The organism is Shewanella spartinae, assembly GCF_019457555.1.
Classification (GTDB): Bacteria; Pseudomonadota; Gammaproteobacteria; order Enterobacterales; family Shewanellaceae; genus Shewanella; species Shewanella loihica.
On record NZ_CP080418.1, the window covers coordinates 2,220,986 to 2,233,893 of the forward strand.

At 53.2% G+C, this 12,908-nt stretch carries 10 protein-coding genes; 8 read left to right on the forward strand and 2 right to left on the reverse strand.

Features of this window, described 5'->3' with window-relative positions:
• Window positions 1–71: 71 nt before the first annotated feature.
• The gene (locus tag K0I31_RS09915) at window positions 72–830 is read right to left on the reverse strand and encodes an alpha/beta fold hydrolase (protein ID WP_220080819.1); all 759 of its coding nucleotides are present in this window, start codon (window positions 828–830) and stop codon (window positions 72–74) included.
• A gap of 300 nt (window positions 831–1,130) precedes the next feature.
• Here K0I31_RS09915 and seqA point away from each other — a divergent pair, with 300 nt between their 5' ends.
• On the forward strand, window positions 1,131–1,661 hold the full coding sequence (seqA, locus tag K0I31_RS09920; RefSeq protein ID WP_011865719.1) for a replication initiation negative regulator SeqA: 531 nt from the start codon (window positions 1,131–1,133) through the stop codon (window positions 1,659–1,661).
• A gap of 44 nt (window positions 1,662–1,705) precedes the next feature.
• A complete protein-coding gene (gene pgm / locus K0I31_RS09925; RefSeq protein ID WP_220080691.1) occupies window positions 1,706–3,385 on the forward strand; it encodes a phosphoglucomutase (alpha-D-glucose-1,6-bisphosphate-dependent) in 1,680 nt (559 codons plus the stop codon).
• A gap of 185 nt (window positions 3,386–3,570) precedes the next feature.
• Here pgm and msrA read toward each other — a convergent pair whose 3' ends face one another.
• Window positions 3,571–4,050, reverse strand: a complete 480-nt coding sequence (msrA, locus tag K0I31_RS09930; RefSeq protein WP_011865721.1) for a peptide-methionine (S)-S-oxide reductase MsrA — start codon at window positions 4,048–4,050, stop codon at window positions 3,571–3,573.
• Between the two features lie 334 nt (window positions 4,051–4,384).
• Between msrA and astE the strand changes: the two genes are divergently transcribed.
• The 6 genes from astE (at window position 4,385) to K0I31_RS09960 (ending at window position 12,844) form a co-directional block, all read left to right on the forward strand.
• Window positions 4,385–5,437, forward strand: a complete 1,053-nt coding sequence (gene astE / locus K0I31_RS09935) for a succinylglutamate desuccinylase (protein WP_434086924.1) — start codon at window positions 4,385–4,387, stop codon at window positions 5,435–5,437.
• 183 nt (window positions 5,438–5,620) lie between these two features.
• Window positions 5,621–6,799, forward strand: coding sequence for a thiamine pyrophosphate-dependent dehydrogenase E1 component subunit alpha (locus K0I31_RS09940; protein ID WP_220080693.1), 1,179 nt, complete (start codon window positions 5,621–5,623; stop codon window positions 6,797–6,799).
• A 3-nt stretch (window positions 6,800–6,802) separates the two neighbouring features.
• Window positions 6,803–7,780, forward strand: coding sequence for an alpha-ketoacid dehydrogenase subunit beta (locus K0I31_RS09945; RefSeq protein WP_011865724.1), 978 nt, complete (start codon window positions 6,803–6,805; stop codon window positions 7,778–7,780).
• A gap of 11 nt (window positions 7,781–7,791) precedes the next feature.
• Window positions 7,792–9,354, forward strand: a complete 1,563-nt coding sequence (locus tag K0I31_RS09950; RefSeq protein WP_220080694.1) for a dihydrolipoyllysine-residue acetyltransferase — start codon at window positions 7,792–7,794, stop codon at window positions 9,352–9,354.
• A gap of 119 nt (window positions 9,355–9,473) precedes the next feature.
• Window positions 9,474–10,541 carry a quinolinate synthase NadA gene (gene nadA / locus K0I31_RS09955; protein ID WP_220080695.1) on the forward strand — a complete coding sequence of 356 codons (1,068 nt, stop codon included), beginning with the start codon at window positions 9,474–9,476 and terminating at the stop codon, window positions 10,539–10,541.
• 314 nt (window positions 10,542–10,855) lie between these two features.
• On the forward strand, window positions 10,856–12,844 hold the full coding sequence (locus tag K0I31_RS09960; RefSeq protein ID WP_220080696.1) for a methyl-accepting chemotaxis protein: 1,989 nt from the start codon (window positions 10,856–10,858) through the stop codon (window positions 12,842–12,844).
• Window positions 12,845–12,908: the final 64 nt, after the last annotated feature.

Sequence of the window (12,908 nt, forward strand, 5' to 3'; positions counted from 1 at the left end):
CTCAGGCTAAAAAAAGAGGCGCGAATATACCATAGTTAAGCGATATCTGCTACACGCTTTACAGACAAGATTCAGTCATTTTCTGCGATAAACTCGGCGACGATGCGATTGAAAATAGCCGGTTTTTGTGCGTGTAACCAATGACCTGTGCCGGCCAGTGACTTGGCCTGGATCTTAGGGAACTGAGACAAGAAAGCCTGACGGTGCGCCGCGGTGACATAGTCTGAATCGGCGCCGCGAATGCAGAGGCTAGGGCCAGTGTAGGTTTTATCTGCCAGCGGCCAACCAATGAGGTGCTCGTAGCTGGATTTCAGACCGGTCAGGTTCATCTTCCAGGCAAAGCCTTGCTCATCCTTGGTGAGGTTTTTCAGCAGAAACAGCGCCGTACCTTCATCAATACCGGCATCGAGTAGCTGCTTTTGCGCATCAGCGCGGTTAGCCAGTGTGCTAAGGTCTAGGTTGCTTAGGCCTGCAAACACGGTTTGATGCCTGGGCTGATAGGCGACGGGCGAGATATCTGCCGCCACCAGACTCTTGACGCGATCGCCATAAAGCAGGGCCGTCGCCATGGCGATCTTGCCGCCCATAGAGTGGCCGACCAGGTGCGCCGATCCCAGCTCAAGCTCATCCATCAAACCAATTACGGCCTCGGCCAACATGGGATAATCCATGTTGGGCCAGTGTGGGCTGAGGCCATGGTTTGGCACGTCGATACGGATCACCTGATGATCTTCGAGTGCATTGCCTAAGGTTTTTAGGTTATCCAGGTTGCCAAACAGGCCGTGGATAAGGATAACCGGGCTACCTTGTCCCGATTGGGTGTAATTCAAGCTGGTCATGGAAAGGCTGGTCTTGGAAAGTTAAGCGTGAAAATAATTGCCCAAATTGTGCCTGTAAAACGGCTTAAAAGACAGCATTAAGCGCGATCGCGCCATTCTCTGACGGGTTTTTGCGCACTTGAGGCGTAATTTATTGATCTTGTAACCAAGTTGTGGATTTTTAATGCGATCGCTCTTTATTCCTGTGGGAAAGATAGCATACACTTGAACGGATCTGGCATCAGTTGCTGCGGATCGCGTTCGCGATAACAATAACCTAATTACCTTTACCGTCTAAGGAAGATTCTAGTCATGAAATATATTGAGATTGATGAAGAGCTATATCGCCATATTGCCAGCAAGACAGAGCGCATAGGAGAGAGTGCTTCAGAGATCCTGCGACGATTACTCGGCCTAGACGTAGAGACGGTTGCCATGGAGCAGCCTAAGCAGATCAGCCAGCCAGGCCTAGATAAAGAGGTGGCGCAAACTCATCAGGCGGCAAGTATCGATCCAGAGACCTTGATCGACAAAGGGGCTCTGGCCCAGCAAAAAGGCGCCGTTGGCCGTTTCCTGTTTACCTTAGAGGCTATCTATAAAGCGACGCCTAATCAGTTTGACCAGGTGCTGCAGATCCAGGGGCGCGATCGTCTCTATTTTGCGACCTCTAAAGAATCGCTACTCAAGGCCAGTAAGTCGGCCAACCCGAAAGAGATAGGTAACAGTGGCTTCTGGGTCACCACCAATAACAACACGGCGAAGAAGCGCACCATCCTAAGCGAAGTATTAGGTCAGTTCGGCGTGCAAGAAAAACAGATTGAATCCATTATCGGTCATATTTAAGTGAGATACTGAGGCTCAATCTACCCGACACTTAGGAGTACATTTTGGCGCTACACGAGCGAGCCGGTAAACCGGCACAACAAAGGGACTTGGTTAATATTCCTAAACTGATGAGCCACTACTATCGGCTCTCTCCGGATGTGACCAAAGATGCGCAGAAGGTCACATTCGGCACCTCGGGTCACAGAGGCTGTGCCTTTAATAAGAGTTTCAACGAAAAACATATCCTGGCGATTGTGCAGGCGGTGGTGGATCACCGCATCGAGGCGGGTATCAAGGGGCCGATGATCGTCGGTATCGACACCCACGCGCTGTCTCAGGCGGCTTATGTCACCGCCCTCGAGGTGTTAACCGCCAATGGCGTACAGGTGATTGTCGCTAAAGGTGATGAATATACGCCGACTCCAGTGGTGTCCCATGCCATCATAGCGGCGAACAGAGTGCAGGGGGCAGGGCTTACCTATGGGCTTAACTATGGGCTTACTGATGGCCTTATTATCACGCCATCTCACAATCCGCCTCAAGATGGTGGCATCAAATATAATCCCCCCCATGGCGGACCCGCCGAAGGCGGTATTACGGCCTGGGTCGAGCTGCGCGCCAACGAGTATCTGGCGAAGCAGTTAGAAGGGGTTAAGCGCCTGACCTATTCAGTGGCGGTTACGACCAGTCTTATTCAAGAGCGCGATCTGATGGCGGATTATGTCGAAGATCTCGAGCAGGTGATCAACATGCAGGCCATTAAGCAGGCCGGCATTCGCATTGGCGTCGATCCCCTCGGCGGCTCAGGAATTCACTATTGGGCCAAGATTGCCGAGCGCTATGGGCTGGATATTACCCTAGTGAACGATCGCATCGATCCCGCCTTTGGTTTTATGCCCCTGGATAAGGATGGCAAGATCCGTATGGACTGCTCATCGCCCTATGCCATGGCGGGTCTGTTGGCCCATCAGGATGCCTTTGATATCTGTGTCGGTAACGACCCCGATTACGACAGGCACGGTATTGTGTGCCCGGGCAGCGGCCTGATGAACCCAAACCATTATCTGGCGGTGGCTATCGAGTATCTCTTGTCCCATCGCCCGCAGTGGTCTGCCGATCTTAAGATAGGCAAGACACTGGTCTCCAGCGCCATGATAGATAAGGTGTGCTTAGAGCGGTCTCGCAGCCTCTGTGAGGTGCCGGTTGGCTTTAAATGGTTCGTCGACGGCCTGGCCGATGGCAGCTTCGCCTTCGGCGGTGAAGAGAGTGCCGGCGCCGCCTTCCTACGTCGTGACGGCGGCAGTTGGTGTACCGATAAAGATGGTTTCATCCTGGCGCTGCTGGCGGCAGAGATACTGGCGGTAACGGGTAAGACGCCGGCTAAGCTTTACGCCGAGATGGTTGAGCGTCACGGCGAGAGTTTCTACAAGCGTATCGACTCGCCGGTTAACCCTAAACGTAAGGCTAAGTTTAATCAGTTGGTGAGCGCGCCCCTGAATGTCAGCGATATTGGCTGTGAAGCCATGGCTGGAGATGCCATCCTCGAGGTGCTGACCCATGCCCCGGGCAATGGCGCGGCTATCGGCGGCATCAAGGTAGTGACCGAAAATGCTTGGTTCGCCGCACGCCCATCGGGCACTGAGGCGTTGTTTAAGCTCTATGGCGAAAGTTTTGTCAGCGAGGCGCATCTCGAGCAGGTGCTCGAGCAGGCCCAGCAGATGATAGAGCGGCTCTTGGCCTAATCGAAGTTGGCCTAGTTCGTTAGCCTAGTTCGTTGGACTAGTTCGTTAGACTAACAGGCTCTTGGATAAACCTTAGTCGGTTACTCCATGGAATCTTAATTCTTAGTACAGATCAAAAAAGCCAGTGATTCACTGGCTTTTTTTGTGGGCGTAACTTGCATCGAGCTGCTTGGAATAACCAAGCGCTAGTAGGTGAGGTGACAGCTAGGCAAGTTGTTCTTTTCTAGATAGTTCTGATGATACTCCTCCGCCTTATGGAAGGTGAGCACTGGGACTATCTCAGTCACTATGGGTCTAAGCCCCCATTTACCGCTGCGGGCGAGGGCCAACTTTGAAGCTTCGGCCTGTTCCTTCTGGGTCTTGTCGTGGAAGAAGATGGCGCTGCGATACTGACTGCCGATATCGCCGCCCTGCATATTGAGCATGGTGGGATTATGGTTACTCCAGAACACGGCCAGCAGATCGTCGAAGCTCACCTTGGTCTCGTCAAACTCGACCTGTACCACCTCGGCGTGCCCGGTTGTGCCAGTCTTAACCTCTTTATAGGTGGTCGCCTTGTCATCACCGCCCATATAGCCACAGGTGGCAGAGGTAACGCCGTCTATCTGCTTGAAAAAATACTCTACGCCCCAGAAACAGCCTGCGCCAAATGTTGCTAATGCCATGGTTGACCTCTTCTCGATTAACGCTTATCTATCTTTTGTTCATCTAGATAACCAATTATCTAGTGTCTAAATTATCTAACGAATCGTCTAGTCCAGTTAATTTTATACGTTTAGATGGCTAGACGGCTTTATTCTGTATTATCTGATTAACGAATGCAACAGGGAAAATATGCGGCGATCGACTGGCCCGCGTGGTCGTCGACTCGCTTAAGTGTTACTATGCTGGCCAACTGATAATAATGCTAATAAATCCAAGGAGTCGCTATCTTTCAGGCCTACAAGGTGGGCGCTGTGATGGTGATGCAGTAAGGAGTTTGCAGTGCAAGACACCCTGATGTTGTCGAAAGACTTTTTGCAATTGACACTAGACAATCCTGTCGGCCTCGAGGCGTTTGAATTTACCCTGGGGCAACACACACAGGTGTCGGTATGGGATACCGGCGTCATCCAATTTGAGCCACTCACTAAGCATGAAACTGATCAAGAGGGCGAGCTAGATGGAAAGGAAGATGCGCTTAAGAGCATAGTGCTTTCCTCGGCGGTGCACGGTAATGAGACGGCGCCTATCGAGCTGTGTGATCAGCTTATTACTGTGCTGCTATCTGAGACGCTGATCGCCCGTCATCGGGTGCTGTTTCTAATCGGTAACCCACCTGCAATACTCAATGGCACACGTTTCGTCGAAGAGAACCTCAATCGTCTCTTCAGCGGTGCCCATGCCAAGGGTGAGAGCAATGCCGAGCGGGTACGTGCTAAGAAGCTGGAGCAGTATGTGGATCGCTTCTTTAACGCGGCGCCCGAAGGCGGCAGTCGTTATCACTACGACCTGCACACGGCAATTCGCGCCTCTAAGCATGAGAAGTTTGCCATCTACCCTTATCCCCATGGCGAGCCCTATAGCGGTGAGCAGATCATGTTCCTGGCCGCCTGCGGCATCAAGACAGTGCTGTTCCACCACGAACCTACGACCACCTTTAGTTACTTCTCGGCCCACGGTTATCAGGCACACGCCTTTACCATAGAGCTGGGCAAGGTGATGCCTATGGGGCAGAACGATATGACCCGCTTTATCGCGGTCAAGGAGATGCTGACTCGTCTGGTAAGCGGCCGCGATCTCGAGCTCGGTGAGTTTGACCCGAGTCAGGTGAATCTGTATCAGGTTAATCGCTCAATCAATAAGCAATTTGACGACTTTAGCTTTACCTTTGCCGACGACGTAGAGAATTTTACGGCGTTTCCAAGAGGTTATATATTGGCTAAGGATGGCGGGACTGAGATTAAGGTCGAGGCCGAATCTGAGTCCATCGTGTTTCCCAACGCCAATGTGCCGGTTGGCCAGCGCACTGTGCTGTGTTTAGTGCCTGCCAAAGATTATCGCGTGGTTTAGGCTCTGGCTTGTAAAGCTAGCGATACATGGGTGAGGCTAGCTAGTTGCTAACCGCGCCCCGTGATAGCTTGCTAGGTAGTTTACGTTAACGTAACTTTAAGGCCGCGTCATAATAGAGAATAGTGAACAACTTAGGGTGTTCGCAGTCAGATAACAAGAATACTCAGCTGATAAGAGAATAGTATGAGCAACGCAACGAGCAATACAGAGACTGTCCATCGCGTCAGTTTTCTCGATAAGGATTCATTATCGATCCCGATCCTGAAGATCCTTCAAGCCGACGGTACCACCTTCGAAAATGCTGTGTTACCCGTGATCGATCAGGATTTGGCTGCCAAAATTTATGATACTTGTGTGTTCACACGAGTACTCGATGAGCGCATGTTAGCCGCTCAGCGTCAGGGACGGATCAGCTTCTACATGACCTGTACCGGTGAAGAAGCCGCCGTGGTCGGCAGTGTCGCCGCCTTGGATCAAGACGATGTCATTTTAGCCCAGTACCGTGAGCACGCGGCGATCCGCTATCGTGGCTTCACCACTGAGCAGTTTATGAACCAGATGTTCAGTAACGAGAAAGATCTGGGTAAGGGCCGTCAGATGCCGATCCACTACGGCTGTGAGGCGCTCAATTACCAGACCATCTCATCACCGTTGGCTACTCAGATCCCACAGGCGACGGGTGTTGGCTATAGCCTCAAGATGCAGGGCAAACGTAACGTTGCCATCTGCTACTTCGGTGAAGGTGCTGCCTCAGAGGGCGATTTCCACGCCGGTCTAAACATGGCTGCAGTGCTGAACTCTCCTGTTATCTTCTTCTGTCGTAACAATGGTTACGCCATCTCGACCCCGACCAACGAGCAATTTGCCGGTAACGGTATCGCCAGTCGTGGTGTGGGCTATGGCATGCATACCATTCGCGTGGACGGTAACGACATGTTGGCGGTAATGGCCGCGACTCAGCAGGCGAGAGCCTATGCGCTGGAGCACAACAAGCCTGTGCTGATTGAAGCCATGACCTATCGTCTTGGCGCTCACTCCTCTTCGGACGATCCATCTGGCTACCGTTCTAAGGATGAAGAGGCCAAGTGGCAGCAGCATGATCCGGTTAAGCGTTTCAAGCTGTGGTTGATCAACAAGGGCTGGCTTGCCGAGAGCGACGATACGGCCCTGTATGAGAAGTACCGCGAAGAGGTGCTGGCCGCAGTGAAGGTTGCCGAGAAACTACCTGCACCGAATATCGACGAGATCATCGAAGATGTCCTCGACGAGCCGACGCCTAGGCTTAAGCAGCAGCTGACCGAGCTTAAGCAGCACATCAAGAAATATCCTGATTCCTATCCACGCAGCGCAGGGAGAGATTAAATCGTGGCAAAGATTAATATGTTACAAGCCATCAACGATGCCTTGACCATTGCGATGGAAACCGACGACAAGGCGGTGATCTTCGGCGAAGACGTTGGCCATTTTGGCGGCGTATTCCGCGCCACCTCTGGCCTGCAGGATAAATTCGGTCGCGATCGTTGTTTCAACACCCCGCTGACAGAGCAGGGTATCGCTGGTTTTGCCAACGGTCTGGCATCTAACGGCATGACGGCCATCGCCGAGATCCAGTTTGCCGACTATATCTTCCCGGCCTTCGATCAGATAGTAAACGAGTCAGCCAAGTTCAGATACCGCAGCGGTAACGAGTTTAATGTGGGCGGTATCACTTACCGTACCCCTTATGGTGGCGGCATCGCCGGTGGTCACTATCACTCGCAATCGCCAGAAGCGTATTTCACTCAGACACCGGGTCTTAAGGTGGTCGTGCCCCGTAACGCCTATCAGGCTAAGGGTCTGCTGCTTGCCTCTATTCGTGACAAGAACCCTGTGGTCTTCTTCGAGCCTAAGCGTCTCTACCGCGCCAGCGTGGGCGAGGTGCCGGATGAAGCCTATGAGATTGAGCTAGGCAAGGCGGAAGTGGTTCAGGAAGGTACAGACATTACCGTGTTGGCCTGGGGCGCTCAGATGGAGATCGTCGAAGAGGCGGCTAAGATGGCAGCCAAGAAGGGGATCTCTTGTGAGGTTATCGATCTGCGCACACTAGCGCCTTGGGATGTCGATACCGTTGCGGCATCGGTTAAGAAAACCGGACGCTTGGTGATCAACCATGAAGCGCCGCTGACCGGTGGTTTTGCCGGCGAAATCGCCGCGACCATTCAGCAGGAGTGTTTCCTCTATCTGGAATCGCCAATTAGCCGTGTATGTGGTCTGGATACCCCATATCCGCTGATCCATGAGAAAGAATATATGCCTGATGCGCTCAAGACCTTTGAAGCGATCAAAGCATCGATGAAATACTAGGAGCCCCAGGCATGATTAAAGATTTTATTTTGCCCGATATTGGCGAGGGCGTGGTGGAGTGTGAGCTGGTCGAGTGGTTGGTTGCCGAAGGCGATACCGTCACCGAAGATCAGCCCATTGCTGATGTGATGACAGACAAGGCGCTGGTGCAGATTCCAGCGGTTCACGGTGGTGTCATCAAAAAACTTCACTATAAGAAAGGTGACATAGCCATCGTTCACGAGCCGCTGTATTCAGTGGAAATCGATGGTGAGATAGACGGCGATGCGACCACAGAATCGGCAGCTGAAGAAGCTGTCGTTCAATCTGATTCACAGCCAGTTGTTGGCGGCAAACGTGTCGAAGAGTTCCTGTTACCGGATATCGGTGAAGGGATCGTCGAGTGCGAGTTGGTGGAGTGGTTGGTTGCCGAAGGCGACATGGTGGTCGAAGACCAACCTATCGCCGATGTGATGACCGACAAGGCACTGGTGCAGATCCCGGCCATCAAGAGCGGTAAGGTGGTTAAACTCCATTACCGTAAGGGTCAGCTGGCACAAGTGCACACCCCGCTTTTCTCTATCGAGGTAGAGAGCGAAGAGGGGGCCGTTGCCGCGCCGGTAGCAGATTCCGCCCCAGCTGCGGTTGACCACGAAGAGGTTGAACTGCACGCCCCAGCAGGTAATGGCAAGGCGCTGGCCAGCCCGGCCGTGCGTCGTCTGGCGCGCAGCTATGATATCGATCTCAGCCTGGTACCGGGTTCTGGTAAACATGGCCGAGTCTATAAGGAAGATGTCGAGCGCTTCCGTAGCGGCGAAGCGGTGAAGGCCAAGGCGGCGAAAGCACAGACCCAAAGCGAGCCAACAGCAGCGCCTGTAGCGGTTTCACCAGGCGATCGCGTCGAGCCTATTCGCGGCGTCAAGGCGGTCATGGCCAAGATGATGACAGAGTCTGTCTCTACCATTCCACACTTCACCTACTGTGAAGAGCTGGATCTGACCGAGCTGGTTGCGCTTCGTGAATCGATGAAGGCGCGCTACTCCAGCGACGATCTTAAGCTGACCATGATGCCTTTCTTCATGAAGGCGATGTCGCTGGCGCTGACTCAGTTCCCTGGCATCAACAGCCGTGTGAACGACGATTGCACCGAGCAGACATTCCTGGCGTCACACAACATAGGCATGGCGGTAGACTCTAAGGTGGGTCTATTGGTGCCAAACGTGAAGGATGTGCAGCAAAAATCGATTCTTGAGGTCGCGGCTGAAATTACCCGCCTGACCAAGGATGCCCGCAGTGGTCGTGTCAGCCCGGCGGACCTAAAGGGTGGCAGCATCTCCATCTCGAATATCGGTGCCTTGGGGGGGACTGTGGCAACGCCTATCATCAACAAGCCTGAGGTGGCCATCGTTGCCCTAGGTAAGTTGCAGACCCTGCCGCGCTTCAACGATAAGGGTGAGGTCGAGGCCCGTAAGATCATGCAGATCAGCTGGTCTGGCGATCACCGTGTGATAGACGGAGGCACAATAGCCCGCTTCTGCAACCTGTGGAAGCAGTATCTTGAGTCACCACAGGAGATGTTACTGGCGATGCACTAATCGCATGTAGCAGTTCACTAATAAGAGCGCCATTTGGCGCTCTTTTTTTTATCCAGAGTTAATCTTTGGCGTCAGATTAAGTATAATGCCGCTAATTAGTCCCACTCTTTGGTTTGAGCATGAGTCAAGTAGCACCAAGCATCGAAAATATTCAGTATCCATTTCCAGCAAAGCCCATTCCCCTAAGCGATAGCGAGAAGCAGGCCTACAAGGCGCGCATCAAGCAGCTGTTGAAGGAGAAAGAGGCTGTCTTGGTGGCCCACTACTATACCGATCCTGAGATCCAGGCGCTGGCGGAAGAGACGGGCGGCTGTGTATCTGACTCGTTAGAGATGGCCCGCTTCGGTCGTGAGCATCCCGCCAAGACGCTGATCGTGGCCGGGGTTAAGTTTATGGGCGAGACCTCTAAGATCTTAAGCCCGGAAAAGACTGTGCTTATGCCAACCTTGGATGCGACCTGCTCACTGGACGTAGGCTGTCCTATCGACACCTTTAGCGCCTTCTGTGATGCCCATCCAGATCATACTGTCGTGGTATACGCCAACACCTCGGCCGCCGTTAAGGCGCGCGCCGACTGGGTGGTGACCTCGAGCATCGCGCTTGAGATCGTCGAGCATCTCGATAGCCAAGGTAAGAAGATCATCTGGGGACCGGACCGTCACCTGGGAAGCTATATCGCCAAGCAGACTGGCGCTGACATGCTGATGTGGCAGGGCGAGTGTATCGTGCACGATGAGTTTAAGGCCAAGGCGCTGCGTCAGTTAAAAGAGCAGTATCCCAATGCGGCAGTGCTGGTGCATCCCGAATCACCGGCGAGTGTGGTGGAGATGGCCGATGCCGTTGGCTCCACCAGTCAGCTGATCAAGGCGGCGCAGACCCTGGACAATGACACCTTTATCGTGGCGACCGACAAGGGCATATTCTACAAGATGCAACAGACGGCGCCGAATAAGACCCTAATCGAGGCGCCCACCGGCGGTAACGGCGCGACCTGTCGTAGCTGTGCCCACTGTCCTTGGATGGCGATGAACGGCCTTAAGGCGATCGAGGCGGCATTGCTTAACGACGGCTCTGAGCAACATGAGATATTCGTCGATGAGTCGCTCAGAGAGCGTGCACTACTGCCGCTCGATCGTATGCTGGATTTTGCCAAGACGCTGAACATGCAAGTTAAAGGTAACGCCTAGGCGTCAAACGGCTTCTGCCAGCACACTTTGCTAACGTTAAAAGCGCCTCTATGGCGCTTTTTTGTTGCCTGTCGACCGACAGTGCCCCGGCTATACTAGACTTTATGGGCATTGTGAGGCTCCTTAAGGCATGTTAAAAAGTGCATAGTGTCATTTTATTGGTGCCTTTAGTGCATGTTTTTAGGCGAGTTTTACTTTAACGTCAGATTTTTATGCTAGTGTTAATACGGTAATGGGCAAGGCTTAAGTGCGCCTTGTCTATGAAGTGACGCAAGGCCACTCTATCAACCCGCGATGGTTAGGGATAACGCAAGATGAATATGCAATGGATCAGTGATCTCAATATAAAAAATAAGCTTTTGCTGGTGATAGTGCCGCCTATTCTGGGGGCAACTTTCTTCGGTCTGTTCGTGGTCTATGGCCAATATCAGCTGCATCAGGGACTGAGTCAGGTAGAGACCCTTTCCGAGCTGGCTGTGGTGAACAGTGATTTTGTACATGAGTTGCAAAAAGAGCGAGGCATGAGCGCTGGCTTTCTCGGCTCAAAAGGCAAGAGTTTTGGCGATAAGTTGCCAATGCAGCGTCAGTTGAGTGACGAGCAGCTTAATAACTTCAAGGCCTTTACGGCAAGTCATGAGCTGCCTAGGGCGTTTGCCCAGCAGATGAGCCAGGTCAATCAGATGATTAACCAGCTCGGCGATATACGTAGCAGGGTCGACAGCTTAAGCATCTCTGTGCCGGAGGAGGTGGCCTATTACACCAAGCTCAATGGCCTGCTGTTGGCGATTGTGGATCAGACCAGTCAACAGGGGGCTAGCCGTCAGATCGCGGTGGAGTCGGCCAGTTTTGCCGCCTATCTGCAGATGAAGGAGCGCGCCGGTATCGAGCGCGCCGTGCTGAGCTCCACCTTTGGTAACAGCGCCTTTAAACCCGGCATGTTCCTCAAGTTTGTCAATCTGGTCTCAGAGCAGAACACCTATCAGGAGCGCTTCTTAGCCTTGGCGACCGATAAGGTAAACGCCGATTATCAGCAGGTCGCCTCTTCGCCCACCTTCATGGCGGTCAATGCACTGCGTGACAAGGCGATGAGCCAGGACGCTGGCGCCTTGAGCGGTCAGAGCTCTACCGACTGGTTTGCCAAATCCACCGCCCGTATCGACGCCCTGCGTCAGTTCGAGCGTCAATTGTCCCATCATCTGTTAACCGATACTCGCAGCGCGCTAGCCAATGCCAAGTCGCTGATGGTGAGTGTTATCGTCTTGATGTTGGTATCAGGCCTCATTGTGATCTTGCTATCGCTGTTTATCGGACGTTACCTGCATGCCTCTCTCAGACACCTGTATCACAAGGTGACCGAGTCGCAGAAACATTACGATCTCAGCGTGCGGGTCGACCTTAAGGGTAAGGATGAGATAGGGCAACTTGGCTCTGCCTTCAACCACATGATGGCCGATTTCGAGAAGGTGATCGGTATGGTGAGGACCAATACTCAGGGTCTGCTCACCGCCTCTCAAGAGATGGAAGGCTGCGCCCGCATCATGCGAGAAGATGTGGCCCTGGGTCACAGCGAGGTGGATCAGGTTGCCTCTGCGATGACAGAGATGAGTGCCACGGTACAAGAGATCGCCCAAAATGCGGTGCAGGCCTCTGAAGCCTCTGCCCAGGCTAACAAGGAGGCGAAGGAGGGCAGCCTGGAGGTGGAGCGCACCGCAGATTCCATCAATGAGCTGGCTCAGGAGATCGCCGATGCGGCTCAGGCCATCAATAACCTGGATGAAGACATTAAAGGCATCGTCGATGTGCTTGGGGTGATCAGCGGTATCGCAGAGCAAACCAACCTGTTGGCGCTTAATGCAGCCATCGAGGCTGCCCGCGCCGGCGAGATGGGCCGTGGCTTCGCCGTGGTCGCCGATGAGGTGCGCAGTCTGGCTCAGCGCGCACAGACCTCCACCGAAGATATTCGCAGCATGACAGAACGACTGGAGCGTGGCGCCAAGATCGCCGTGAAGGCGATGGAAAGCGGTCGCAACAAGGCGGAGATCAGCGTGGTCGAGTCCAAGCGCGCCGGTGAGGAGCTTATTCGTATCGTTAGCGAGGTGAGCGTTATCGACAGCATGAACGAGCAGATCGCGGCGGCGACCCATGAGCAATCGGCGGTGTCCGAAGAAGTGAACCAAAATGCGATGAAGATCAGCGACATCTATCGTAATACCCACGAGGTGTCCGATCGTCTCAGCCAGCTCAACGAGTCACTGCTTAACGATGTAAGCGCCATGTCGGAACTGGTGAGTAAGTTCAAATAGGGCGGATATGCAGCGAATTGGCGATCTATTACGCAAATGCCTGAGTGGACAGTTTTTTAACTTG

What these genes read in the sequence shown, in the direction of transcription:
- seqA (WP_011865719.1), top strand. Translation starts at nt 1,131, where the DNA reads ATGAAATATATTGAGATTGATGAAGAGCTATATCGCCATATTGCCAGC.
- msrA (WP_011865721.1), bottom strand. Translation starts at nt 4,050, where the DNA reads ATGGCATTAGCAACATTTGGCGCAGGCTGTTTCTGGGGCGTAGAGTAT.
- astE (WP_434086924.1), top strand. Translation starts at nt 4,385, where the DNA reads ATGTTGTCGAAAGACTTTTTGCAATTGACACTAGACAATCCTGTCGGC.
- K0I31_RS09940 (WP_220080693.1), top strand. Translation starts at nt 5,621, where the DNA reads ATGAGCAACGCAACGAGCAATACAGAGACTGTCCATCGCGTCAGTTTT.
- K0I31_RS09950 (WP_220080694.1), top strand. Translation starts at nt 7,792, where the DNA reads ATGATTAAAGATTTTATTTTGCCCGATATTGGCGAGGGCGTGGTGGAG.
- nadA (WP_220080695.1), top strand. Translation starts at nt 9,474, where the DNA reads ATGAGTCAAGTAGCACCAAGCATCGAAAATATTCAGTATCCATTTCCA.
- K0I31_RS09960 (WP_220080696.1), top strand. Translation starts at nt 10,856, where the DNA reads ATGAATATGCAATGGATCAGTGATCTCAATATAAAAAATAAGCTTTTG.